The organism is Inquilinus ginsengisoli, assembly GCF_031453975.1.
GTDB classification, from domain to species: domain Bacteria; phylum Pseudomonadota; class Alphaproteobacteria; order DSM-16000; family Inquilinaceae; genus Inquilinus; species Inquilinus ginsengisoli_A.
The window spans coordinates 1-22896 of sequence record NZ_JAVDPW010000004.1 but is presented as its reverse complement, the minus strand read 5'-3'; the positions used below and the strand labels follow the sequence as shown (position 1 = coordinate 22896).

At 70.5% G+C, this 22896-nt stretch carries 24 protein-coding genes; 18 read left to right on the top strand and 6 right to left on the bottom strand.

Translation table 11 applies throughout. The annotated features are described in order from the left end of the window. Positions 1–18 precede the first annotated feature (18 nt). From E9232_RS11575 to E9232_RS11560, 4 genes are all read left to right on the top strand, one after another. A complete protein-coding gene (locus tag E9232_RS11575; protein WP_309794138.1) occupies positions 19–426 on the top strand; it encodes a VOC family protein in 408 nt (135 codons plus the stop codon). A gap of 10 nt (positions 427–436) precedes the next feature. Further along, the gene (locus E9232_RS11570; protein WP_309794136.1) at positions 437–1036 is read left to right on the top strand and encodes a hypothetical protein; all 600 of its coding nucleotides are present in this window, start codon (positions 437–439) and stop codon (positions 1034–1036) included. Positions 1037–1234: 198 nt separating this feature from the next. Then, on the top strand, positions 1235–2317 hold the full coding sequence (locus E9232_RS11565) for a WD40/YVTN/BNR-like repeat-containing protein (RefSeq protein ID WP_309794134.1): 1083 nt from the start codon (positions 1235–1237) through the stop codon (positions 2315–2317). Positions 2318–2319: 2 nt separating this feature from the next. Next, positions 2320–2634 carry a MoaD/ThiS family protein gene (locus E9232_RS11560; protein WP_309794132.1) on the top strand — a complete coding sequence of 105 codons (315 nt, stop codon included), beginning with the start codon at positions 2320–2322 and terminating at the stop codon, positions 2632–2634. A gap of 255 nt (positions 2635–2889) precedes the next feature. Here the strand turns inward: E9232_RS11560 and E9232_RS11555 are convergent, their stop codons facing one another. From E9232_RS11555 to E9232_RS11545, 3 genes are all read right to left on the bottom strand, one after another. Continuing rightward, positions 2890–4068 carry an MFS transporter gene (locus E9232_RS11555; protein WP_309794130.1) on the bottom strand — a complete coding sequence of 393 codons (1179 nt, stop codon included), beginning with the start codon at positions 4066–4068 and terminating at the stop codon, positions 2890–2892. A 92-nt stretch (positions 4069–4160) separates the two neighbouring features. Continuing rightward, positions 4161–4727, bottom strand: coding sequence for a helix-turn-helix domain-containing protein (locus tag E9232_RS11550; RefSeq protein WP_309794129.1), 567 nt, complete (start codon positions 4725–4727; stop codon positions 4161–4163). Between the two features lie 167 nt (positions 4728–4894). Then, entirely contained in the window at positions 4895–5536 is a 642-nt protein-coding gene (locus E9232_RS11545) for an HD domain-containing protein (protein ID WP_309794128.1), read from the bottom strand. A gap of 169 nt (positions 5537–5705) precedes the next feature. Between E9232_RS11545 and E9232_RS11540 the strand changes: the two genes are divergently transcribed. Together E9232_RS11540 and E9232_RS11535 are read left to right on the top strand one after the other, a co-directional pair. Beyond that, positions 5706–6689 (top strand): GlxA family transcriptional regulator, encoded by a 984-nt coding sequence (locus E9232_RS11540; RefSeq protein WP_309794126.1) that lies wholly within the window; start codon positions 5706–5708, stop codon positions 6687–6689. A 72-nt stretch (positions 6690–6761) separates the two neighbouring features. Then, the gene (locus E9232_RS11535; RefSeq protein ID WP_309794125.1) at positions 6762–7487 is read left to right on the top strand and encodes a glutathione S-transferase family protein; all 726 of its coding nucleotides are present in this window, start codon (positions 6762–6764) and stop codon (positions 7485–7487) included. Positions 7488–7562: 75 nt separating this feature from the next. Here the strand turns inward: E9232_RS11535 and E9232_RS11530 are convergent, their stop codons facing one another. Further along, positions 7563–8480: a LysR family transcriptional regulator gene (locus E9232_RS11530; protein ID WP_309794123.1), complete on the bottom strand. Its 918-nt coding sequence runs from the start codon at positions 8478–8480 to the stop codon at positions 7563–7565. A 116-nt stretch (positions 8481–8596) separates the two neighbouring features. Here E9232_RS11530 and E9232_RS11525 point away from each other — a divergent pair, with 116 nt between their 5' ends. Then, positions 8597–8812, top strand: coding sequence for a hypothetical protein (locus E9232_RS11525; protein ID WP_309794121.1), 216 nt, complete (start codon positions 8597–8599; stop codon positions 8810–8812). A gap of 102 nt (positions 8813–8914) precedes the next feature. Then, positions 8915–10132, top strand: a complete 1218-nt coding sequence (locus tag E9232_RS11520; protein WP_309794120.1) for an adenylate/guanylate cyclase domain-containing protein — start codon at positions 8915–8917, stop codon at positions 10130–10132. A gap of 1 nt (position 10133) precedes the next feature. Here E9232_RS11520 and E9232_RS11515 read toward each other — a convergent pair whose 3' ends face one another. Next, positions 10134–10925, bottom strand: coding sequence for a metallophosphoesterase (locus E9232_RS11515; RefSeq protein ID WP_309794118.1), 792 nt, complete (start codon positions 10923–10925; stop codon positions 10134–10136). A gap of 399 nt (positions 10926–11324) precedes the next feature. On the opposite strand from E9232_RS11515, the gene E9232_RS11510 reads away from it, so the two are divergent. The 3 genes from E9232_RS11510 (at position 11325) to E9232_RS11500 (ending at position 13262) form a co-directional block, all read left to right on the top strand. Next, on the top strand, positions 11325–12356 hold the full coding sequence (locus E9232_RS11510; protein WP_309794117.1) for a methyltransferase: 1032 nt from the start codon (positions 11325–11327) through the stop codon (positions 12354–12356). Between the two features lie 70 nt (positions 12357–12426). After that, on the top strand, positions 12427–12888 hold the full coding sequence (locus E9232_RS11505; protein WP_309794116.1) for a heme-degrading domain-containing protein: 462 nt from the start codon (positions 12427–12429) through the stop codon (positions 12886–12888). A gap of 92 nt (positions 12889–12980) precedes the next feature. Beyond that, positions 12981–13262, top strand: coding sequence for a DUF6881 domain-containing protein (locus E9232_RS11500; RefSeq protein WP_309794114.1), 282 nt, complete (start codon positions 12981–12983; stop codon positions 13260–13262). A 213-nt stretch (positions 13263–13475) separates the two neighbouring features. On the opposite strand, the gene E9232_RS11495 is transcribed toward E9232_RS11500, so the two are convergent. After that, a complete protein-coding gene (locus E9232_RS11495; RefSeq protein ID WP_309794113.1) occupies positions 13476–14513 on the bottom strand; it encodes a glycosyl transferase family protein in 1038 nt (345 codons plus the stop codon). A 187-nt stretch (positions 14514–14700) separates the two neighbouring features. Here E9232_RS11495 and E9232_RS11490 point away from each other — a divergent pair, with 187 nt between their 5' ends. From E9232_RS11490 to E9232_RS11460, 7 genes are all read left to right on the top strand, one after another. Next, on the top strand, positions 14701–16323 hold the full coding sequence (locus E9232_RS11490) for a GMC family oxidoreductase (protein WP_309794112.1): 1623 nt from the start codon (positions 14701–14703) through the stop codon (positions 16321–16323). Positions 16324–16559: 236 nt separating this feature from the next. Continuing rightward, positions 16560–17261: an SDR family NAD(P)-dependent oxidoreductase gene (locus E9232_RS11485; RefSeq protein WP_309794110.1), complete on the top strand. Its 702-nt coding sequence runs from the start codon at positions 16560–16562 to the stop codon at positions 17259–17261. 193 nt (positions 17262–17454) lie between these two features. Continuing rightward, a complete protein-coding gene (locus E9232_RS11480; RefSeq protein ID WP_309794109.1) occupies positions 17455–18393 on the top strand; it encodes an ABC transporter permease in 939 nt (312 codons plus the stop codon). Next, positions 18390–19253, top strand: a complete 864-nt coding sequence (locus tag E9232_RS11475; protein WP_309794107.1) for an ABC transporter permease — start codon at positions 18390–18392, stop codon at positions 19251–19253. Before E9232_RS11480 ends, E9232_RS11475 begins: the two co-directional genes overlap by 4 nt. Before the next feature lie 11 nt (positions 19254–19264). Continuing rightward, positions 19265–20242 (top strand): ABC transporter ATP-binding protein, encoded by a 978-nt coding sequence (locus E9232_RS11470; protein ID WP_309794105.1) that lies wholly within the window; start codon positions 19265–19267, stop codon positions 20240–20242. Beyond that, positions 20239–21222: an ABC transporter ATP-binding protein gene (locus tag E9232_RS11465; RefSeq protein ID WP_309794104.1), complete on the top strand. Its 984-nt coding sequence runs from the start codon at positions 20239–20241 to the stop codon at positions 21220–21222. The genes E9232_RS11470 and E9232_RS11465 overlap by 4 nt, the downstream gene beginning before the upstream one ends. A 30-nt stretch (positions 21223–21252) precedes the next feature. After that, entirely contained in the window at positions 21253–22776 is a 1524-nt protein-coding gene (locus E9232_RS11460) for an ABC transporter substrate-binding protein (RefSeq protein WP_309794102.1), read from the top strand. Positions 22777–22896: the final 120 nt, after the last annotated feature.

Below are 22896 nucleotides of genomic sequence, written 5' to 3'. Positions count from 1 at the left end.
CGGCCGGGGAGACCGCCCATGACCACGCTGACGCGCCTGGACCACGTCAACATCTGGACCGCCGACCTGAAGCGGCTGATCGGCTTCTACCGCGATGTGCTCGGCCTCGAGCCGGGGCCGCGGCCGGACTTCCCGTTCGGCGGCGCCTGGCTGTATCTCGGCGCCCAGGCGGTGGTGCATCTGGTCGAGGTCAAGAAGGCGCTGCATCCCGGCGAGGTGCAGCTGTCGCATTTCGCCTTCCAGAGCAGCGGCAAGCTCGAGGATTTCCTGGCCGAGATGAAGCGCCACGGCATCGAGACCGAACTCGGGCGGCCGCCGCGCTCCGGCCTGGTCCAGGTCAATTTCCACGACCCCGACGGCAACCACATCCATGTCGACTTCTTCGACGGCAGCACGCCCGACCTGGTGCCGTACCGCGAGGCCTGACCGCGCCGTCATGCTGAAACCGATCGCGTTCGCTGGCCTGCTGGGCGTCCTGGCGGCGCCGGCCGGCTTCGCCGCCCAGGGGCAGGAGACGCTGGTCTTCGTCCGCCATGGCGAGAAGCCGGCGCAGGAGATCGGGCAGCTCGACTGCCAGGGGCTGAACCGCGCCCTGGCGCTGCCCGACGCGCTGGCCCGCTTCGGCAAGCCGGATTTCATCTTCGCCCCTGACCCCAGCGTGCAGATCGGCGACAAGGGCGGCCCGAAGCAGAACTACTTCCGGCCGCTGGCGACGATCCTGCCGACCGCGATCCGCCTGGGCCTGCCGATCGACATCCGCTTCGGCTACAACGACATCTCGGGGCTGGAGGGTGAGTTGCTGGGCCCGAAATACCGGGATGCGCTGGTCTTCGTCGCCTGGGAGCACAAGGAGCTCGACAAGCTGGTCCGCGCCATCGTCGAGGACAAGGGCGGCGACCTCGGCGTGGTGCCGAAATGGCCGGGCGACGACTTCGACAGCATCTTCGTGGTCACCATCGGCCCGGACGGCACGCCGGTCGGCTTCCGCCACGAACAGGAAGGCATCACCGGCCTCAGCGACTCCTGTCCGAAGTGAAAGTAGGTGCTGCTGAACGGCGCCAAGACGGTGGTGTCCGCTGACGTCCGCTCCGCGCCGTCTTCCGAGGCCCGCCTGACCCCGTCCGGCGCTGCGTTTGACAGCGCCGCGCCGGTGTTTTAACTTAACTCTAAAGTTAAGTGTCGGCGCCCGCGATCCTGGTCGCAGGGCCGGCTCGGCAGGTCGGGGGAGGCGGTGATGGCACAGAAGGTCGTCGTCCTGGTCGGCACCAAGAAGGGTGCGTTCGTGGCCGAAAGCGACGCCGTCAGGCGGTCGTGGCGGCTGCGCGGCCCGTTCTGCGAGACCTGGCCGATGAACCATGTCGTCGCCGATCCCGCGACCGGCACGATCTATGGCGGCGGCGGCAACGAATGGTTCGGCCCGGCGGTCTGGAAATCCACCGATCTCGGCGAAAGCTGGACCCATTCCAGCGACGGCCTGTCCTATCCCGCGGGCGAGGAGCCGATCAAGGCGGTGTGGAGCCTGGCGGCGGGCGACGGCTGCCTCTATGCCGGGGTGCAGCCGGCCGGCCTGTTCCGCAGCGACGACGGTGGCCAGTCCTGGACCCATGTCGAGGGCCTGCAGCAGCATCCCTCGCGGCCGGAATGGAACCCGGGCGGGGCGGGGCTGATCCTGCATTCGCTGGTGCCGCATCCGCGCGACCCGGGGCAGATCTGGGTCGGCATCTCCGCCGCCGGGGTGTTCCACACCGGCGACGGCGGCAAGACCTGGGAGACCCGCAACCGCGGCACCCGCGCCGACTTCATGCCCGAGGACCAGCGCTATCCCGAATTCGGGCAGTGCGTGCACTGCCTGGTGATGGCGCCGGGCCAGCCCGACCGGCTGTACCAGCAGAACCATTGCGGCATGTACCGCAGCGACGATGGCGGCCGGCGCTGGAACAGCATCGAGGCCGGGCTGCCCTCCAGCTTCGGCTTCCCGGCCGCGGCGCATCCGCGCGATGCCGACACGCTGTTCCTGCTGCCGCTGAACGGCGACACCAAGGGCCGCTTCGTGCCCGACGGCCGCGCCGCGGTGTGGCGGACGCGGGACGGCGGCGCCCACTGGCAGGCGCTGCGCCAGGGGCTGCCGCAGGAGAACGCCTATTTCGGCGTGCTGCGCCAGGCCATGGCCACCGACCGGCTGGACCCCGTCGGGGTCTATTTCGGCACCTCGGGCGGCGCCCTGTTCGCCAGCGCCGACGAGGGCGAGAACTGGGATTGCGTCGCCCAGCACCTGCCGACGATCCTGTCGGTCGAGACGCTGGTGGTGGACGGTTAGCCATGGCCGACGGACAGGTCGCAGACAGAACAAGACTGGAGGCGACGGCCGCGCCGGTGGTGGTCCGGCTGCCGGCGGTCCTGACCATCCTGTTCCCCGGGGCCGAGCGGCGGGTGGACCTGCGCGCCGGCACCGTCGCCGCGATGATCGACGGGCTCGATCAACGCTGGCCGGGGATGGGCGACCGCATCCGCGATTCCCGCCCGGCGATCCGGCGCCACATCAACATCTATGTCGGCGGCCGCCGCGCCACGCTCGACACGCCGCTGGCGCCCGGCGCCGAGGTGATCGTGCTGACCGCGATCAGCGGGGGCTGAGGTCCCGGCTGACCGATCCGATGCGTTGTTGAAGCGTCACGTTCACTGTCATCCTCGGGCTTGACCCATCCCTACTTTGTCATGCCACGGCTTGACCGTGGCATCCAGGGGCGGCCAGAGCGGCTCTTGGTGGTCCCTGGATTGCCCGGTCAAGCCGGGCAATGACACTAAAAGTTGAGCGCCGTACCTCCACCACATCCGGGAAAGCTCAGCCGGACACTTCGGACCTGACCCAGCAATGACAGGTCGGGGCGATCAGCGGCGGCTGACCGACCAGGTGGCGTGCGCCTGGGCCGCCATGGCCAGCAGCGCCAGGCACAGCAGCGACGCCGCCAGCCCGGCCCCGGCCGCCGCCGTCCAGCCCCATTGGGTCGCGGCACCGGCCAGGAGAGGCGGGCCCAGCAGCGAGCCGGAGGCGCCGCCCTGGGCCAGCAGGCCGTTCGCGGTCGCCATGTCGCCGCGCGGGCCCACCACCTCCGGCAGCCGGGCGAAGACCACGGCGGGGACCACGCCGGACAGGGCGTTCAGCGCGATCGCCGCGGCCGCCGGCCAGGCCCAGGCCTCGTCGAGCGGCGCGAAGACCAGGAACAGCAGCAGCGCCGGCACGGCGATGCCGACCGCCATCAGCCCGCCGGTCGGCCGGCTGCCGCGCATCCACCAGGCGGCCAGGATGCCGCCCAGCACGGTGGCGCCCGCTGCCGCGCCGGTGACCAGGCCGGCGGTGGACGGCGCCAGCCCGTAGCGCCCGGCGAAGTAGGAGGGCAGCACCGCCAGCATGCCGACCTCGAACACCGTGTAGCAGGCGAAGCCGAGCGCCAGCAGCCAGGCGCCGGCCGGGGCCTGCAGGGGATGCAGGCCGTCGCTGCGGGCGCCATCGCGCGGGGCGGGCAGGCGCCAGGCCGGCACCAGCAGCAGGGCGGTGATGACGCCGCTGCCCAGCAGCACCATCCGCCACGGCACCAGGTCGGCGGCGGCGCCGGCCAGCACGCTGCCGCAGGCGAAGCCGACCGGGAAGAAGGTGCTCCACAGCGCCAGCGCCGTGGCCCGCTGGGCGGTCGAGGCCACCGCGACCACCAGGGTCGGGGCGGCGACCACCAGCGCCAGATAGGCCGCGGCCTCGACCAGCCGCCACAGGTACAGGCCGGCCGCGGCCGAGGTCGCGCTCATCCCGGCGCTGGCGACGGCCAGCAGCAGGAGGCCGGCCAGCAGGGCTTTGCGCGGCCCGGCGCGCCGCACGGCGAGGCCGGCGAACAGCCCCAGCGTGGCGCCGCCGATCTCGATCAGCGACACCAGCAGCGCCGCGGTGGTGAGGTCGAGCGACAGGTCGTGCCGCATCAGCGGCAGCAGCGCCGACATCTTGCCCAGCTGGGCCGAGGCCAGCACGCCGGCGATGTAGATCACGACGATCGGCAGCCAGGCGCTTCGGGACGGCATGGTCGCTCCAGGGTCAGGAATGGCCCGATCCTAGCGACGCGTTCGTGGAGGCGGCGGAATAAGATATTCAGGATCGGCTCAGAGACCGTCTCTCAGGCGATGGTCTCGGCCAGGCGGACGAAGGCGCCGTCGGAGAGCTGGAACCGGGTCCAGCGCAACCGGCCCGGGCGGATCGGCACGATCGGGGAATCGTTGGCGCCGGTCGCGACCTCGATCGCCGGGGGATCGGGCTCGAACCAGCCATGGTCGGACAGGGCCTGTTCGGCGGCGGCGATCTCGGGCGTGGCGTAGGGCCACAGCGAGACGCCGATCAGCTCCGGCGTGCGCAGGCCCCAGTCGCGGCTGCGCTGCGGCGACGCCGCCAGCAGCCGGTGGGTCAGGTCGCAGACCAGATGGGCGGTGCCGCCCGAGCTGGCGACCAGGCGGGCCAAAGCGTGGTCCGCGGCGCTGTCCAGCCGGGCCGCCATCAGCCGCCGCAGCAGTGCCTGCTCGTCGATCGTCGGGACCTGGGTCCCGGCCTCCCAGCGCGACACCATCGCCTGGGACACACGCAGCAGCTCGGCGGCGTGGTTCTGCTTCACCCGCCGCAGCGCCCGCCATTGGCGAAGCGACCGGCCGAGCCGGTCGGCAGGGCAGATGCTGTATCCGGACGCGGTCATGATCCCGCAAGGATGGGCCGCCGGGCGCATGCCTGCAAGGTTCTTCGGCATTCCCTCATCGTCATTGCGAGGAGGCGAAGCCGACGAAGCAATCCATGGTCCCGCACGAGTGGCCCGATGGATTGCTTCGCTGCGCTCGCAATGACGATTGGAGAGCGAGCGACCCCTCAGCTGTCCCAATCCGAGTTCAGGATGAGGTCGGTGAAGTTGACGCGCTGGTAGCTGGGGTCGCGCAGCGCCAGGACGTCGGCCTTCACATTGCCGAAGGTGGTGTGCGGCTTGTGGATGGTGCCGTGGGCGAAGGCGTCGATGATGCCGTTCTTGAAGCCGTCGCCGCGCGGATGGGCGTTCACCACCTGGCGGCGCTGCTCCTGCGTGAAGTCGTGGAAGGCGAGGCCCAGCACGTCCATCTCGACCCCCGCCGTCACCAGCGCCACCACCGGGTGCTTGTGCTCGGGGATGCCGGGGGTGGTGTGCAGCGCGATCGAATCCCACACCAGGTCGATGTCGGCGTGGCCGATGCCGTGGCGCTGCAGGAAGTCGCGGGCGACATTGGCGCCGTCGACCTCGAAGCGCAGGTCCTTGCTGGAATAGGCGTCGACCAGGCCCATGTCGTGGAACATCGCGCCGGCATAGAGCAGTTCGGGGTCGAACTTTAGCCCCTTGCGCTGCCCGGTGAGGGCGCCGAACAGGTAGACCCGGGTCGAGTGGTGGAACAGCAGGTCGCTTTCGGTGTCGCGGACCAGCTGGGTGATCTCCCGCGCCATGGCGCTGTCGGGGATGCGGATGCCGGCGATATCATCGGTCATGGTCTTGGCTCCTGGTCGGGGTGGGGTCGTGTCTCTGATGTGCGCCCCGGGGCGGCCCGCCTCAACGCGGCGGGGGCGGCGCTTCCTGCCAAAGGCACGCGCAAATCGGACATTGCCGCCGGGGCTGCGGCCATGGGATGGGTCGAGGTGACCATAGGGAGAGTCAGGGATGCCGGTGCGCACCGTCGCGGTCGCCATCTTTCCCGGCGTGCAGGCGCTGGATGTCGCCGGGCCGGTCGACGTCTTCGCCGAGGCCAACGGCCTCATCGCCGCCGCGGACCGCTACGAGACCCTGCTGGTCGCGGCGGACACCGCGCCGCTGCGGGCCTCGAACGGCATGCAGATGATCGCCGACCGCAGCTTCGGCGAGGCCGACGGCCCCTACGCCATGGTGCTGGTCGCCGGCGGGCCGGGGCTGCCCGAGGGAGCGCCCGACCCGCGCCTGTCGCGCTGGCTGGCCGCCGCCGCGCCGCGGGCGGAGCTGCACGGGTCGATCTGCACCGGCGCCTTCGCCTTCGGCCATGCCGGCCTGCTGGACGGAAGGCGGGTGACGACGCATTGGCAGAACGCCCCGCGCCTGGCCCAGCTGTTCCCCAAGGCGCAGGTCGATTTCGATCGGATCTATCTGCGCGACGGGGCGCTGGTGACCTCGGCCGGGGTCACCGCCGGGATCGACCTGGCGCTGGCCCTGGTGAAGGAGCATCACGGTCCCGCGGTGGCGCTGGCGGTCGCCAAGCGGCTGGTGGTGGTGGCGCAGCGCCAGGGCGGCCAGTCGCAGTTCAGCCCGTTCCTGACCGTGCCGGCCGATGACGGGTCGCCGATCGCCCGGGCGCAGGCCCATGTCATGGAGCATATCGGGGCCGACATCACGGTCGACGCCCTGGCCGAGGTGGCGGGCATGAGCGCGCGCAACCTGGCCCGGCTGTTCGTGAACGAGACCGGGGTGACGCCGCACGAGTTCGTCGAGCGCGCCCGGGTCGACGCCGCCCGCAACCTGCTGGAGGGCAGCGACCGCGCCCTCAAGGCCGTGGCCTATGATTGCGGCTTCGGCAGCCCGGACCGCATGCGCATCGTCTTCGCCAAGCGCCTCGGCGTCACCCCGGCCCAGTACCGCGCCAGCTTCCGCGTGCGCGGCCGCGGGCTGAAGGGGTAGGGCGGGGCCCACCAAAGCCCGGCTGACCAAACGCCCGGAGTCGGTTACGCTGAGCCAGTCCGGAGAGACGCCATGATCACTCTTTTTTCCTACCCCGAACTTTTCGGCGTCGCCGACAACAATGGCTACGGGCTCAAGGTATTTGCGTTCCTCAAATTGACGGGCCTGCCATTCGTCCATCAACACATTTTCGACGCCTCGGCCGCCCCGCGCGGGCAACTTCCCTACATCATCGACGAAGGCGAGGCGATCGGTGACAGCGACGCGATCATCGGGCACCTTATTCGCAAATATGGTCTGGCCATCGATGATGGGCTAAGCGACACGCAGCGCGACACGGGCCATCTGATCACGCGCATGCTCGACGATCTCTATTGGGTCATGTCCTATTCACGCTGGAAGGATGAGCAGTTTTGGCCGGCCTTCCGCGATGCGCTGCGCCGGGAGCATCCGATCCTGACGGAAGACGGGCTGCGCAAGGCGCAGGAATTCAATTCTCAGCGCTACTATTACCAAGGTATCGGCCGCTATGCTCCGGCTGCCGCCTATGCGCGTGGGCTTGCGGATCTTCGGGTGCTGGCAAACCTCATTCCGGCGACCGACTACCTGTATGGGCCGAAGCCGACCAGCATCGACGCCGGTATCTACGGCTTCATCGCCAATATCTACTTCTACCCGATCGATACACCGCTCAAGCAGTTCGTCGCCTCGCATGCCAATCTCGTTCGCCATTGCACTGCAATCCACGCCGCCGTCAGCTCAACTGCCCAACACGCGGAGCCCATATCCGACCCATGATCGACCGGGTCGAGGTCGACGACGACGAAATCCGTAACGGCTCGAACCGAGCCCCACGCCGATAGCGCTCCGAACCTACGCGGCCGGGCCTGTCCCTGGCCCGAACTCCCCACCGCCCCAGCGCTCGGCCAGGAAATCGACGAACAGCCGGATCTTCGGCGACAGCAGCCGGTTCGGCAGGAACAGGGCCTGGACCGGCGTCGACGGCCGCTCATAGCCGGTCAGCACCGGCACCAGGCGGCCGGCGGCGACGGCATCGGCCAGCTGCCAGGACGGGGCCCGCACCAGCCCGGCGCCGCCCAGCGCCGCCGCCACCACCGCATCCAGGCTGTTGGCGCGGATCCGGGAGGATACCGGGACCATCACCCGCCCCTCCGGCATCTGGAACGGCCAGGACGCGGCACCGGGCGCCTCGGCGAAGACCAGGCAGTCATGCCCGGCCAGGTCCGCGGGCGTGGCCGGCGCGCCGCGGCGGGCGAGATAGCCGGGCGCGGCGCAGACCTGCATGCGCAGGGTGCCCAGCCGGCGCGCGATCAGGCTCGAATCCGGCTGCCGGCCGATGCGGATCGCCACGTCGATCCCGTCCTCCACCAGATTGACCGGACGATCGGTCAATGTAAGGTCGACATCCAGGCGGGGATGGCGCCCCAGGATCTCCGGCAGCAGCGGCGCCAGCCGCAGCCGGCCGATCAGCGTCGGCGCCCCGACATGCAGCCGGCCGGCCGGTTCGGCCTGCTGAGCGGCCAGGGCCTGCTCCGCCTCCTCGACCTCGGCCAGGATGCGCCGGGCCTGGGCGTGGTACAGGCGGCCCTCCTCGGTCAGGGCCAGCCGCCGGGTGGTGCGCACCACCAGCTGGGTGCCCAGCCGCTGTTCCAGCGCCGTGATCTGGCGGCTGACCGAGGTCAGCGACAGGCCGAGCCCGCGCGCCGCCGCCGACAGGCTGTCGGACTCGGCCACCTTCACGAACACCGCCATCGCCTCGAACCGGTCCATGCGGGCGCTCATCCTTGCGGAATGCGGAAGGATGATAGACGAACCGGATCGATACCGGCAATTCGCGTGGAGGCGATAGACTTCAGGCAGGCGCAGCTGTCCCGGAGGATCTCACCATGGCCTCGTCGTCCCGCCTCACCGATCCGGCAGATGGGTCTTCACTGGCCTGCGTCTGCGGCGTGGCGGCGACCGGCCTGGCCGCAGGGCTTGTGGCGGCGTTCGGGCCGCCGGGCAGCGACCTGGCGGTGGCGCAAGCGCTGTTCGTCCTCCCGGGCGCCGCCGCCGCGGTCGGCCTGGGCTTCGGCCTCGCCATGCTGCTGGCGCGGCGCTGAGGCCCGGCGCCGCCGGTGGTTTGAAGCGGATGCGCCATTACACCGGAATGGTGTAATGCTGCGGCAACGCACGCCGCCCGGCCGATGGCCGGAGGAAGACCGATGGACGACGCCAAACTCGACGCGCTGGCCAACTGGATCACCGAGGCCGGGCTGATCGGCCTGCTGGAGACCCAGCTGCTGGCCGGCTTCTGCGCCCGCGCAGTCTTCGCCGGCCTGCCGATCGCCAGCGGCCTGCTGGTGATCGACACGCTGCATCCGGTCTATGAGGGCAATGCCGTGCGCTGGCGCCGCGGCGAGGCCGAGGCCAGCTTCACCGGCTATGGCCGCACCGACAGCGACGAGCGCGAGGAGAAGTGGCGCGCCAGCCCGTTCTTCCTGCTGATCGAGACCGGCGAGGAATGGATGCGCCGGCGGGTGACGCCGGAGAGCGCGGCCGAGTTCTCCGCCGTGGCCACGGCGCGGGACGAGGGGATGACCGACTATGTCGGCATCCTCAACCGCTTCGAGGCCGAAGGCGCCATCGCCGATTGGGACGGGCTGTTCTCGGCCTGGACCACCGACCAGCCGGGGGGCTTCAGCGACGAGGAGATCGCGGCGCTGCTGCGCCTGATGCCGATCCTGGCCATGGCGATGAAGGCGATCACCCTGGCGCGGATGGCCTCGACGCTGCTGGAGACCTATCTGGGCCGCGACGCCTGCAACTCCGTGTGGTCCGGGCGGATCGCCCGCGGCGTCGCCGACCGCATCGACGCCGTGCTGTGGTTCAGCGACCTGCGCGGCTACACCAAGATCACCGACACCGCCGCGCCGGAGCAGATCATCCCGCTGCTCAACGACTATGCCGACGCCGTGATCTCGGCGGTGCAGGAGGCGGGCGGCGACGTGCTGAAGCTGATCGGCGACGGCGTGCTGGCGATCTTCCGGACGGAGGCCAACGGCTCCGACGGCCGCGCCGCGGCGTGCCGGGCGGCGCTGGAGGCCGTGCGCCGGGCGGAGGCCGCGATCGAGGAGCTCAATCCGCGCCGCGAGGCCGAAGGCCTGCCGGTGACGCAGATGTATGCCGGGCTGCATATCGGCGAGGTTTTCTTCGGCAATGTCGGCAGCGCCAACCGGCTGGACTTCACCGTGGTCGGCCCGGCGGTGAACGAGACCAGCCGCATCGCCGACCTGTGCCGGTCGGCCGACCAGCCGATGCTGGTCTCGGCCGCCTTCGCCGCGGCGGCGGGCGGGGCCGAGGCCAAGCTGGTCTCGGTCGGCCGCTACGCGCTGCGCGGCGTGCGCGTCCCGCAGGAGCTGTTCACGCTCGAGCCGGAGTAGCTCACAGCGCCCAGACCCGCAGCCCGCGCATCCGGTCGCCGTGGATCAGCACGGCCGACAGGCAGCCGGTGGCGAAGGCGCCGGTGTCGACATCGATGCGGTGCGGGTGGTCCAGGTCCAGCCGGTCGGCCGGGGTGTGGCCGTGGATCACGGCGACGTTCTCGGGGAAGGCGCCGGGCCAGTCCAGGAACGGGCGGCGGATCCACAGCAGCGTCTCGCGCTCCTGCTCCGCCAGCGGGCGCCTGGGGTCGATCCCGGCATGGACGAACAGCAGGTCGCCGATGCGGTGGCTGACCGGGCAGCCGCGCAGCCAGTCCAGCACCTCCGCCCCGATCGCGGCCCGTGCCGCGGCGCGCCAGTCGCCGTGCAGGATGTCGGTGACGCCGCATTCGGCCAGAACGGTGTCGCCGCCATAGGTCAGCCAGAACTCCAGCCCGGTCCGGTCGGCCGCGTCGTCCAGCACCGACAGCATGCGGTCGTCATGGTTGCCCAGCAGGGTGATGGTCTCGGCGCCCGGGATGCCGTCGCGCGCCAGGGCCAGGGCGCGCCGGTTCTCCGGGCCGCGGTCGACCAGGTCGCCGAGATGGATCAGGGTGCATTCGGTGCCGGCCGGCAGGGCGGTGAACTCCGCCGCGATCAGCCGGTGCAGCGCCGCCAGCAGTTCGGCATGGCCGTGCACATCGCCGATCGCGGCCACCGCCCGACCCGGCGGCAGCGGCCGGATCGCCGGGCGCCAGGCGTCGCGGCGCGGGTCGAGATGGGGCGGCAGCCGGTCGAACTCCTCCGGCCTCAAAGCATGTCCTCGCGGTTCGATCGGGTCATCGACTCTCCTCTCGCCTTTGCGGTGCCGCTCCATCCTAGCATCGTTGTCCTATCGCCCGGGATGCCGCAGCCTCTGCGCCGGTCTGGAACCACCCATGCGATCCATGGGTTGAAGGCGCTCCGGCACTGCCGTTCAGGCACTCTTCCGCGCCTCCGGTCCACAGGAAAGTTTCGATGCCGATGACCGCCCGTTCCCCTGTCGTCTGCCGCGTCCTCGGCGCGAACGACGGCTCGATCACCCTGCGCGACGGCGACTGACGGCGATTCCCCTCCGCCGACGGCCCCCAATTGGGGCCCCAATCGGGGGATTGCCGCAGCCGCTTCGATCCGGCGATCGTCATGATGGTGTACGCCCTGGGAAGGAGCCATCATGTCCGCAGCCCCCGCCGGCCGGCAGGCCCCGGTCACGCCCGAGCTCATCATGCAGCTGGGGTTCGGCTTCTGGGCCTCGAAGACCCTGTTGAGCGCGGTCGAGCTGGAGGTGTTCACCGTGCTGACCGGCGGCCCGCTCGACGCCGAGGCGCTGCGGACGCGGCTCGGCCTGCATCCGCGCGGCGCGCGCGACTTCTTCGACGCGCTGGTGGCGCTGCGTCTCCTGGACCGGACCGACGGCGCCTATGCCAACACCGCCGAGACCGATCTCTATCTCGACCGCGGCAAGCCCTCCTATGTCGGCGGCATATTGGAGATGGCCAACCGACGGCTCTACCCGTCCTGGGGGAACCTGACCGAAGCGCTGTGCACGGGCCGGCCACAGAACGAAGCCAAGGCGGGCGGCGACCCTTTCGCCGCGATCTATGCCACCCCCGAGGGCGTCGCCGGCTTCCTCAACGCCATGACCGGCGTCAGCCTGCCGCTGGCGCACGCGCTCGCCGCCCGCTTTCCCTGGGCCGGGTACCGCAGCGTCATCGACATCGGCGCCGCGGCGGGGTCGGTGCCGGTCGAGCTCGCCCTCGCCCATCCCCATCTCGAGGCGGGCGGTTTCGATCTGCCCCCGGTGCGGCCGGTCTTCGAGGCCTATGTGGCGCAGCGCGGCCTGGCCGGCCGGGTGCGCTTCCACGACGGCGACTTCATGCGCGGGCCGATGCCCTCGGCCGACGTGCTGGTGATGGGCCACATCCTCCACGACTGGGACCTGGAGGAGAAGCGGATGCTGGTGGCCAAGGCCCATGCGGCGCTGCCGCAGGATGGGGCTCTGATCGTCTACGACCGGATGATCGACGATGACCGGCGCGAGAACGCGGCCGGCCTGCTGATGAGCCTGAACATGCTGATCGAGACGCCGGGCGGCTTCGACTATACCGGCGCGGACTGCATCGGCTGGCTGCGCGAGGCCGGCTTCGCCTCCATCCGGCAGGAAAGCCTGGTCGGCCCCTATTCGGTGGTGGTCGGGATCAAGTAGCCGGCCAGAGAGGGTGCCCAAGTCCGGCGAGCCTGTGGCAGGATCGGCCCCTGATTCCGAGGAGGGGACCATGACCGACCACGCCGCCCGCACCGCCGAGCTGGAGGCCGAGGAGACGCGGCTGGCCTTCGACCGCTTCGACTTCGCCGAGGCCTGGGCGATCGGCCGGGCACTGGTCGAGGCCGCGTCGGCGCCGATCGCCATCCGCATCCAGGTCGCCGACCGGGTGCTGTTCGCCGCCGCGCTCGACGGAACTTCGGCCGACAACCAAATCTGGCTTGATCTGAAGTTTGCCGCCGTCCGTCAGTTCGGTCACAGCACCCTGTGGCTGCACCACCGGCTCAAGGCGCGCGGCCGCACCCTGGCCGAGAGCCCGTCGGTCCGCACCCCGATGATCGACCATGGCGGCGGCTTCCCGATCCGCATCGGCGCCCAGGTGGTCGGCGTCATCGGCGTCTCCGGCCTGCCGCACGAGGACGACCACCGGCTGATCACCGACACGATCGCGGCGTGGAAGGCAAGCCACGCGTAGGTCGGGTTCGCGGTTCGCGAACCTAACGGGCCGGAGCACCGGTTGGATGTTGGGTTCGCAAGGCGCGAACTCGACCTACGCTTGAGGAGCCTATGAGCTACATTCGAGTCCAGTGGGTTCATTCATTTCCAGATGAGCCCGTCTGGCTGATTTCCGAACTTGACGGCAACCGCAGGGAGACGCGGAAGGTCGAGATCTTCGCCGATGGCTCGAAGGGATATGCCGCGGAAGGCGTGGAGATCGGAGGAACGCGCCTGGGATTCGAGGCCGCGCCAACACTCAAGGAAATCGGCTCGGACCCCCAATTCCTCCCCGAGGAGATCACAAAGGAGGAATTCGAGGAGATCTGGCGCGCCCGTATTGCGACCCACTGAGGGCGGAGCATCGGTCGGGTGTTGGATTCGCAAGGCGCGAACCCAATCACGCCTTACGACGACCTTCCCTATACTGTCATTGCCCGGCTTGACCGGGCAATCCAGGGGCCACAAAGAGCCGCTCTGGCCGCCCCGGGATGCCACGGTCAAGCCGTGGCATGACAACTGGGGTGAGTAGGTGCGAGCGGCCGGGTCTTCAGCCGAGAACCCAACCTACGCCTGGGAATTCCTTTCCCGCCACAGCGTCGCCGCCCGCTCCAGATGGGCGGCATGCGCGGCGTCGCCGCTGTCGCCGGCGATGATGGCCAGGGCGACGGCGGCGGTGCCGATCACGGTCGCCTCGGCCACCGCATCCTCGGCGGCGCCGGTCCACACCGCGCGGCAATGGTCGAGGTCGCTGCGCGCCACCTTCTCGCCGCGGCCTTCGCCCAGCATCGGCGCCACCGTCTCGTCCAGCGCCTCGCCGGCCACCAGCCGCTGCAGCGACAGCGCCTTCAACGGCGTGCGCTCGGCCTCGCCGCCGGCGCCCTTGACCACGCAGAGGTCGCTCTGGCCCAACAGCCGCGCGGTGTCGCGGTGCAAATCCTGATAGGCCGGGTGGAACACGCCGACGAAGCTGGCCTTGGCCTCGAACGGGTTCAGCAGCCGCGCCGCTGAGTTGACCGGGCTGCGCAGGCCCAGCACCGGCCGCAGTTCCATCAGCTGGGTCAGGGTGCGGCTGACCGCGCGCAGCGGCAGATAGGCGAAGCGGGTGGCGTCCAGCGTCTTCGCCGCCTCGCGCGGGGTCTCCGCCACCGGCAGGCCCAGCGCGCGCACCGCATCCTCGGTCTCGATGCCCTCGGTGACCCGGACGTTGACGCCGTGCATCAGCACGGGATGGCCGGCGCGGGCGACCAGCAGGGCCGACAGCAGGAACCAGGGCGCGCCGCGGGTCTTGCCGGCGGCGTAGGACGGCCAGTCCAGCGCCGGCCGCGTCGCCGGGGCCGCCGACACCACCGCCCGCGCCGCCCGGATCATGCCGGCCAGCTCCGCCGCCGTCTCGCCGCGATAGCGCTCCAGCAGCAGGAAGGCGCCGACCTGCATCGGGTCGGCCTCGCCGGACAGGATGATGCCGAAGGCGTCCTGCGCCTCGGCCTCGGTCAGTGGCCGCGACCGTCCGGGGCCGCGCCCGATCGCCGCCAGATGCGCCGCCATGCGCTGCCGCGGCGGCGAGTCCGGGGTGGCGGTCACGGTTTCGACGTCGCTGGCCATGCCGAGGATCTTTCGGAGTGTCGGACCGGGAATGGCTATGGTTAACGCGCGGCGCCCGGCGCGTCGAGCATGGTGGCGCGCGCTGTTCATTGTGCGATCCCCGGCCTTGTAGGAAGATCGTCGGAGACGACGAAAAACCAAGGCGAATCGGGGAGTTGGCGATGGCGGTGATGAGGGCGACCGGTCGATGACCAGGGCGATCGGAAGTTTCGACTATGTCATCGTCGGTGCCGGCTCGGCCGGCTGCGTCCTGGCCAACCGGCTGTCGGCCGACCCGAAGGTCTCGGTGCTGCTGCTCGAGGCCGGGGGCAAGGCCAACCACATCTGGATCCACATCCCGGTCGGCTACCTCTACACCCATGGCGACCCGCGGCTGGACTGGTGCTTCAAGACCGAGCACGAGGCCGGGCTGGGCGGGCGGGCGATCAACTATCCCCGCGGCAAGGTGCTGGGCGGCTGCTCCGCCATCAACGGCATGATCTACATGCGCGGCCAGGCCCGCGACTACGACCAGTGGCGGCAGCTCGGCAATGCCGGCTGGGGCTGGGACGATGTGCTGCCGGTGTTCCGCAGATCCGAGGATCATTGGCAGGGCGCCTCGGCCGCCCATGGCGCCGGCGGGGAATGGCGGGTCGAGCCGCAGCGCCTGTCGTGGAAGATCCTGGAGGCGTTCCGCCAGGCCGCGGCCGAGACCGGCATCCGCCCGACCGAGGACTTCAACACCGGCGACAACGAGGGCTGCGGCTATTTCCAGGTCAACCAGCGCCGCGGCATCCGCTGGACCACCGCCAAGGGCTTCCTGAAGCCGGCGCTGTCGCGGCCCAACCTTCGGGTCGAGACCCACGCCCAGGTGCTGAAGCTGCATCTGGAGGGAAAGCGCGCCGCCGGCGTGGTGTTCCGCCGGCCGGACGGCACCGAAGCCTATGCCGCGGCCTCTGGCGAAGTGATCCTGGCGGCCGGCGCCATCGGGTCGCCGGCGATCCTGCAGCATTCCGGCATCGGCCCGGCCGACCTGCTGGCGGCGCATGAGGTGCAGCCGATGCACGACCTGCCGGGGGTGGGCGAGAACCTGCAGGACCATCTGCAGCTGCGCCTGATCTACAAGGTCAGCGGCGTCCCGACCTTGAACGAGCGGGCAGGGCGGCTGCTCGGCAAGCTCGGCATGGGGCTGGAATACGCCCTGCGGCGCAGCGGGCCCCTCAGCATGGCGCCCAGCCAGCTCGGCGCCTTCGCCCGCAGCGATCCGGCGCAGGAGACGCCGAACCTCGAATACCATGTCCAGCCGCTCAGCCTCGACCGCTTCGGCGAGCCGCTGCACGCCTTCCCGGCCTTCACCGCCTCGGTGTGCAACCTGCGGCCGCACAGCCGCGGCTCGGTCCGGATCAAGAGCCCGGACCCAACCGCGTCGCCGGCGATCCGCCCGAACTACCTGTCGGAGGAGGCCGACCGCCATGTCGCGGTCGAGGCCATCCGGCTGACCCGGCGGATCGCCGCGGCGCCGGCGCTGGCGGTGTACCGGCCCGAGGAGGTGCTGCCCGGCCCGGCGGTCGAGAACGAAGGCGACCTGGCCGAGGCCGCCGGCCGCATCGCCACCACCATCTTCCACCCGGTCGGCACCTGCAAGATGGGCCGGGACCCGCTGGCGGTGGTCGACGAGCGGCTGCGGGTGCACGGGCTGGCGGGTCTGCGCGTGGTCGACGCCTCGATCATGCCGACCATCACCTCCGGCAACACCAACTCGCCGACCATCATGATCGCCGAGAAGGCTTCCGCCATGATCCTGGAGGATCGGCGGGAGCCTGTCCGATAATTCGCCTGGCGCGGCCGTCTGATGGCGGTCTCTGCGCTTCCGGTGCTCACGGACGACCATGTCCGCTGCGCGCCGGTTCTCGAGACCACCACCAGCCGACTCACGCCAGACGAATTCTCGAACGGGCTCGGATCAGCTCGGTGGCGAGGTAGCCGGATCGACCAGCGATGACGGTGAAGGCATGGTGATAATCCAGTAGGGTCGGTGATCTGACCCAGTCGCGCGAGGAGACCATCATGGAATTCCAGGACCGTCACGTCGTGGTCACCGGCGGCACCGGCGCGCTCGGCTCGGCCGTGGTCGGGCTGCTGCTGGAGGCCGGGGCCACCTGCCACATCCCGGTCCGCAGCCTCACGGATTCGCGCCGTTTCGCCCATCGCGGCCACGACCGGGTGGTGCTGGCCCCGGTGCCGGACCTGACCGACGAGGCGGCGGTGACGGCGTTCTACGCCGCGCTGCCGTCGCTGTGGGCCTCGATCCATGTCGCCGGCGGCTTCGCCATGGCGCCGATCGCCGACACCGACAAGGCGGCGCTGCAGCAGCAGCTCGACACCAACCTGGTCACCGGCTTCCTGTGCTGCCGCGCCGCGGTGGCCGCGATCGGGCGTGGCGCCGGCGGCGGCCGCATCGTCAACGTCTCCTCCCGCCCGGCGCTGGAATGGCGCCAGGGCGCCGGCATGGTCGCCTACACCGCGGCCAAGGCGGCGCTGGCCGCCCTGACCGTGGCCCTGGCGCAGGAGGTGGCGGGGCAGGGCATCCTGGTCAACGCCGTGGCGCCCTCGACCATGGACACGCCGGCCAACCGCGCCGCCATGCCCAAGGCCGACCACGCCGCCTGGGCGAAGGTGGAGGAGGTGGCGGCGACCATCCTGTTCCTGGCCTCGCCGCGCAACCAGGTCACTCGCGGCGCCGTGGTGCCGTCCTACGGGAAATCCTGATCCCCGGACCCGGGGGCTGCGCTCAACTGCAGGTTATCGCCGCACGCCGTCGGCCGACTTGTCTGATTTATCTGATCGGTCTAGCGTCTCGCGGTTGCGAAAAAAAAGACAGGGCAAGGCACGGATGGAGATCACGCCGGACCGGCGGGACGGGATTTGCATTGGCCGCCGCCGGGGCGGGGCCTGACCGGCGATGCATCGCTTCCGCTTCGTCCTCACCCGACCGCTGCAGCTGATTCCGGTGCTGTTCGGCATCAGCATCATCACCTTCGTCCTCGTCCGCTCGATTCCCGGCGACCCGGCGCGGGTGCTGCTCGGCTTCAAGGCCACGCCCGACGCCATTGCCCGGATCCGCGCCCAGTTCGCGCTCGATGAACCGCTGTGGACGCAATACGTCTACTTCCTGCAGAACCTGGCCCATGGCGAGATGGGCCGGTCGATCCTGTACAAGATCCCGGTGCTGGGGCTGATCGTCGAACGGATCGAACCGACTTTCTTCCTGGTGTTCGGCAGCGTGCTGCTGTCGCTGCTGATCGCGGTGCCCTTCGCCGCGATCGCCGCCCGGCGCCGCGGCCGCCTGGCCGACCATATCATCCGCGTGGTCTCCACCACCGGCCTCGGGCTGCCGCCGTTCTGGCTCGGGATCATGCTGATCATCGTGTTCAGCCTGACCCTCGGGCTGTTCCCGGTGGCGGGCTATGGCGAGGACTGGGCCGACCGGCTGCACCACCTGGTGCTGCCCTGCCTGACCATCGCCCTGGCGCTGTCGGCGGTGCTGACCCGGACGCTGCGGGCCGGGATGATCGCCGAGCTGCGCTCGGACCAGGCCACCGCCGCCCGGGCGCGCGGCCTGCCCGAGGGCATGGTGTTCTGGCGCCATGTCGTGCCCAACGCCATCGTGCCGACCATCAACCTGCTGGCGGTCAACATCGGCTGGCTGATCGGCGGCACCGTGATCATCGAGAACGTGTTCTCGATCCCCGGCATGGGCCAGCTGCTGGTGCGCGGCATCTTCACCCGCGACTACATGGTGGTGCAGGGGGTGGCGATGGCCTTCGCCGTGTCCAGCGTCGCGGTCAACTTCCTGGCCGACATCCTGACCGTCGCCATCGATCCGCGGGTAAAGCTGTGAGCGCCGTCGTCGGCATCCCGCCCGCCCGCCCCCGATCTAGACTCGGCCTCCGCCTGCCGCGGCTGCCCGGGGCGCTGTGGTGGGGCGCCGCCGTGGTCGCCGGCTTCGTCCTGGTGGCGCTGCTGGCGCCGTGGATCGCGCCCTACGACCCGATCGCGCAGGACACGGCGAACGCGCTGCTGCCGCCCGGGCTGGACCATCCGCTCGGCACCGACAATTTCGGCCGCGACGTGCTGTCCCGCCTGATCTGGGGCACCCGGATCGACCTGATGATGGGGGTGATCGGCGTCTTCTTCCCCTTCGTCTTCGGCACCGCGATCGGCTGCGTCTCCGGCTATTTCGGCGGCTGGGTCGACATGGTGGTGATGCGCATCGTCGACATCGTCCTGGCCTTCCCGTTCCTGGTGCTGATGCTGGCGATCATCGCCATCCTCGGCCCCGGGCTGGTCAGCTTCTACATCGCCCTGGCCCTGGTCGGCTGGGTGTCCTACGCCCGGCTGGTGCGGGCCCAGGTGCTGGTGCTGAAGGCCAGCGACTTCGTCACCGCCGCGCGCAGCCTGGGCTATGGCCATATCCGGATCATGACCCGGCACATCCTGCCGAACGCGGTGGTCAGCTCGATCGTGTTCTCGATGTCCGACGTGGTGCTGACCATGCTGCTCGGCGCCTCGATCAGCTATCTCGGCCTCGGGGTCCAGCCGCCGACCGCGGAATGGGGGCTGATGGTGTCGGAAAGCCAGAACTTCATCATCCGGGCCTGGTGGATCGCGGCCTTCCCCGGCGTGGCGCTGGCGGTGATCGCGCTCGGCTTCAGCCTGCTGGCCGACGGGCTGGGCGAATGGCTCGGGGTGCGGGAATGATGGCACCACGAATGACGGGGCCGCTGCTCGATGTCCGCGGCCTCTCGGTGGCGGTGGCCCAGGCCGGGCGCGAGGTCACCCTGGTCGACCGCGTCTCCTTCGCGCTCGAGGCGGGCGAGGTGCTGGGGCTGGTCGGCGAGAGCGGGTCGGGCAAGAGCGTCACCTGCCGGGCCCTGATCGGGCTGCTGCCGGGATCCCTGCGCATCGCCGGCGGGTCGGTGCTGCTGAAGGGGCGCGACCTGGTGCGGCTGGACGAGGCGGCGCTGCGCGGCGTGCGCGGCGGCGAGATCGGCATGATCTTCCAGAACCCGTCCAGCCATCTCGACCCGGTGATGCGGATCGGCGACCAGATCGCCGAAAGCATCCGCTTCCACCGCGATGCGTCGCGGCGCGAGGCGCGGGCCGCCGCGGTGGACCTGCTGCGCCAGGTCGGCATCCCGGACCCGGAGCGGCGGGCCGGCAACTACCCGCACGAATTCTCCGGCGGCATGCGGCAGCGGGCGATGATCGCGACAGCCTTGGCCTGCGACCCGGAGATCCTGATCGCGGACGAGCCGACCACCGCGCTCGACGTCACCGTGCAGGCGCAGATCCTGCGGCTGCTGCTCGACCTGCGCGACCGGCGCGGCCTCGCCATCATCCTGATCACCCACGATCTCGGCGTGGTCGCGCAGGCCTGCGACCGCATCGCGGTGATGTATGGCGGCACGCTGTGCGAGACCGGGACCAAGCGGGCGGTGCTGTCGGCGCCGCGGCACCCCTACACCGCGCGGCTGATCGCCTGTCAGCCCGCCTCGGCTGGGGCCGGCCGCCTGATGCCGTTCATTCCCGGCCAGCCGCCGTCCCTGGCCGACCTGCCGTCGGGCTGCCGCTTCCACCCGCGCTGCGACCGCGCCTTCGCCCGCTGCTCGGCGGAGCGGCCGGAGCCGTCCTGGCCGGCGCCGGGCCACATGGCGGCCTGCCACCGGGTCATCGAGGACGCGGCATGACCCTGCTCGACGTCCAGGACCTCGAGGTCCATTTCCGCGCCGGCGGCCTGCCGCTGCCGGGCCGCCCGACGCGGCTGGTGCGGGCGGTCAACGGCGTCTCCTTCACCCTGGCGCCGGGCGAGGCGCTGGGCCTGGTCGGCGAATCCGGCTGCGGCAAGTCCACGCTCGGCCGCGCCATCCTGCGCCTCGGCGACCTCACCGGCGGCGCCATCCGCTTCGGCGGCGCCGATGTGGCGACCGGCGGCCGCGACGGGCTGGCCCGGCTGCGCCGCGAGACCGCGATGATCTTCCAGGACCCCTATGGCGCGCTGAACCCGCGCATGACCGTGGGCGAGGCCGTCGCCGAGGTGCTGCGCGTCCATCGCAAGGTGCCGCGCGACCAGGTCCCGGCGCGGGTGGCCGAGCTGCTGACCCTGGTCGGGCTGCGGCCGGAGCACGCGACCCGCCGTCCGGCCGCGCTGTCCGGCGGCCAGTGCCAGCGCGTCGGCATCGCCCGGGCGCTGGCGGTCGAGCCGAAGCTGATCATCGCCGATGAATGCGTCGCCGCCCTCGACGTCTCGATCCAGGCCCAGATCATCAACCTGCTGATCGAGCTGAAGGCCCGGATGAACCTGGCGCTGATCTTCATCGCCCATGACCTCGCCGTGGTGCGGCGGCTGTGCGACCGGGTGGCGGTGATGTATCTCGGCCGGATCGTGGAGGAGGGGGCGGCGGAGACGGTGTTCGCCGCGCCGAAGCACCCCTACACCCAGGCCCTGGTCCGCGCGATCCCGGAGATTGATCCCGACCGGCGGCTGCCGGCGGAGCTGCTGGGCGGCGAACCGCCCAGCCCGCTGGACCTGCCGCCGGGATGCGCCTTCCATCCGCGCTGCAGCTTCGCCATGCCGGAATGCCGGGCCGGGCTGCCACCGGCGCTACGCCCGGCCGAGGGCCGCTTCACGGCCTGCCATCTCTATCCCGCAATCCCCGCCCGATCCTGAGGCGGGGAGCAAATCACAGGAGGCTTTTCGATGACACGAAGCAGCAGGAGACATCTCGGCGCCTTCTCGGCCGCCTTCCTGGCGGCGCTGGTCGCCGGCGGCGCCATGGCCGAGGCGGCGGGCGTGCTGACCATCGCCCGGCGCGAGGACGGCACCACCTTCGACCCGATCAAGACCTCGCAGAATGTCGACTACTGGGTGTTCTCGAACGTCTATGACGTGCTGGTCCGGGTCAGCAAGGACGGCACCAAGCTGGTCCCCGGCCTGGCCGAAAGCTGGACCATCTCCGACGACGGCACCGTCTACACGCTGAAGCTGCGCGACACCAAGTTCTCCGACGGCTCGCCGCTCACCGCGGGCGACGCCGCCTTCTCGCTGCTGCGGGCGCGCGACAATCCGGGGTCGCTGATCGCCGACAACTACAAGGTGATCAAGACCGCCGAGGCCAAGGACGACCACACGCTGGTGATCACCCTGACCCAGCCGGCGACGCCGTTCCTGGCCAGCCTGGCGCTGCCGGGCACCGCGGTGCTGCCGCAGAAGGTGGTGACCGCGATGGGCGAGGACGCCTTCGCCGAGAAGCCGATCGGCTCCGGCGCCTTCACCATGGAGGAGTGGCGCCGCGGCGAGAAGGTGGTCTTGAAGAAGAACCCGAATTTCTGGCAGGCGGACCAGGTCAGCCTCGACGGCGTCGAATGGCTGTCGATCCCGGACGACAACACCCGGATGCTGAAGGTCCAGGCCGGCGAGATCGACAGCGCCATCTTCGTGCCCTTCGCCAAGGTGGCGGAGCTGGAGAAGGACCCCAACCTGACGATGCACAAGGATCCCTCGACTCGCGAGGACCACCTGCTGATCAATCATTCGCATGCGCCGCTCGACAAGCTCGAGGTGCGCGAGGCGATCGACTACGCCATCGACAAGAAGTCGATCGTCGACACCGTGACCTTCGGCATCGGCAGCGTCGCCAACTCCTACATCCCCAAGGGCGCGCTGTATCACACCGACGACAACGGCGCGCGGCCCTATGACCCGGAGAAGGCCAAGGCCCTGCTGAAGCAGGCCGGGGTCGGCAACGTCACCCTGACCTACCTGGTCCAGACCGGCGACACGGTGGACGAGCAGGTCTCGGTGCTGGTGCAGCAGCAGCTGGCCAAGGTCGGCATCACCGTCAACCTGCAGAAGGTCGACCCGAGCCAGAGCTGGGACATGGAGGTGGCGGGCGACTACGACCTGGCGATGAACTACTGGACCAACGACATCATCGACCCCGACCAGAAGACCACCTTCGTGCTCGGCTACGACGCCAACCTGAACTACTACACCCGCTATAAGAACGACGCGGTGGTGGCGCTGGTGGCCAAGGCCCGGGTCGAGACCGACCCGGCCAAGCGCGAGGCGATGTATGTCGACCTGCAGAAGATGGCCAAGGCCGACGTCAACTGGATCGACCTGTATTACAGCCCGTACCTGACCGTCTCGCGGAAGAACATCGAAGGCTTCGGCCAGACCCCGCTGGGCCGGTTCTTCCTCGAGGACGTGAAGAAGAACTGAGCTTCGTGGGGTGGGGGGGGGGGCGGGCCCACCACCCCACCCGGCGGCTCAGGGGGGGGGCGCGGCCCCCCCCCCGCGTACCCCCCCGAGCGGGGTGGTGAGCGGGGGGGGTAGGGTGGG

Bases quoted from the DNA above. Each gene is read 5' to 3' on its own strand.
- E9232_RS11565 (WP_309794134.1), top strand. From the start codon at position 1,235: ATGGCACAGAAGGTCGTCGTCCTGGTCGGCACCAAGAAGGGTGCGTTC.
- E9232_RS11570 (WP_309794136.1), top strand. From the start codon at position 437: ATGCTGAAACCGATCGCGTTCGCTGGCCTGCTGGGCGTCCTGGCGGCG.
- E9232_RS11485 (WP_309794110.1), top strand. From the start codon at position 16,560: ATGGAATTCCAGGACCGTCACGTCGTGGTCACCGGCGGCACCGGCGCG.
- E9232_RS11560 (WP_309794132.1), top strand. From the start codon at position 2,320: ATGGCCGACGGACAGGTCGCAGACAGAACAAGACTGGAGGCGACGGCC.
- E9232_RS11465 (WP_309794104.1), top strand. From the start codon at position 20,239: ATGACCCTGCTCGACGTCCAGGACCTCGAGGTCCATTTCCGCGCCGGC.
- E9232_RS11460 (WP_309794102.1), top strand. From the start codon at position 21,253: ATGACACGAAGCAGCAGGAGACATCTCGGCGCCTTCTCGGCCGCCTTC.
- E9232_RS11470 (WP_309794105.1), top strand. From the start codon at position 19,265: ATGACGGGGCCGCTGCTCGATGTCCGCGGCCTCTCGGTGGCGGTGGCC.
- E9232_RS11480 (WP_309794109.1), top strand. From the start codon at position 17,455: ATGCATCGCTTCCGCTTCGTCCTCACCCGACCGCTGCAGCTGATTCCG.
- E9232_RS11535 (WP_309794125.1), top strand. From the start codon at position 6,762: ATGATCACTCTTTTTTCCTACCCCGAACTTTTCGGCGTCGCCGACAAC.
- E9232_RS11545 (WP_309794128.1), bottom strand. From the start codon at position 5,536: ATGACCGATGATATCGCCGGCATCCGCATCCCCGACAGCGCCATGGCG.
- E9232_RS11520 (WP_309794120.1), top strand. From the start codon at position 8,915: ATGGACGACGCCAAACTCGACGCGCTGGCCAACTGGATCACCGAGGCC.
- E9232_RS11505 (WP_309794116.1), top strand. From the start codon at position 12,427: ATGACCGACCACGCCGCCCGCACCGCCGAGCTGGAGGCCGAGGAGACG.
- E9232_RS11550 (WP_309794129.1), bottom strand. From the start codon at position 4,727: ATGACCGCGTCCGGATACAGCATCTGCCCTGCCGACCGGCTCGGCCGG.
- E9232_RS11490 (WP_309794112.1), top strand. From the start codon at position 14,701: ATGACCAGGGCGATCGGAAGTTTCGACTATGTCATCGTCGGTGCCGGC.
- E9232_RS11500 (WP_309794114.1), top strand. From the start codon at position 12,981: ATGAGCTACATTCGAGTCCAGTGGGTTCATTCATTTCCAGATGAGCCC.
- E9232_RS11540 (WP_309794126.1), top strand. From the start codon at position 5,706: ATGCCGGTGCGCACCGTCGCGGTCGCCATCTTTCCCGGCGTGCAGGCG.
- E9232_RS11495 (WP_309794113.1), bottom strand. From the start codon at position 14,513: ATGGCCAGCGACGTCGAAACCGTGACCGCCACCCCGGACTCGCCGCCG.
- E9232_RS11555 (WP_309794130.1), bottom strand. From the start codon at position 4,068: ATGCCGTCCCGAAGCGCCTGGCTGCCGATCGTCGTGATCTACATCGCC.
- E9232_RS11510 (WP_309794117.1), top strand. From the start codon at position 11,325: ATGTCCGCAGCCCCCGCCGGCCGGCAGGCCCCGGTCACGCCCGAGCTC.
- E9232_RS11525 (WP_309794121.1), top strand. From the start codon at position 8,597: ATGGCCTCGTCGTCCCGCCTCACCGATCCGGCAGATGGGTCTTCACTG.
- E9232_RS11575 (WP_309794138.1), top strand. From the start codon at position 19: ATGACCACGCTGACGCGCCTGGACCACGTCAACATCTGGACCGCCGAC.
- E9232_RS11530 (WP_309794123.1), bottom strand. From the start codon at position 8,480: ATGGACCGGTTCGAGGCGATGGCGGTGTTCGTGAAGGTGGCCGAGTCC.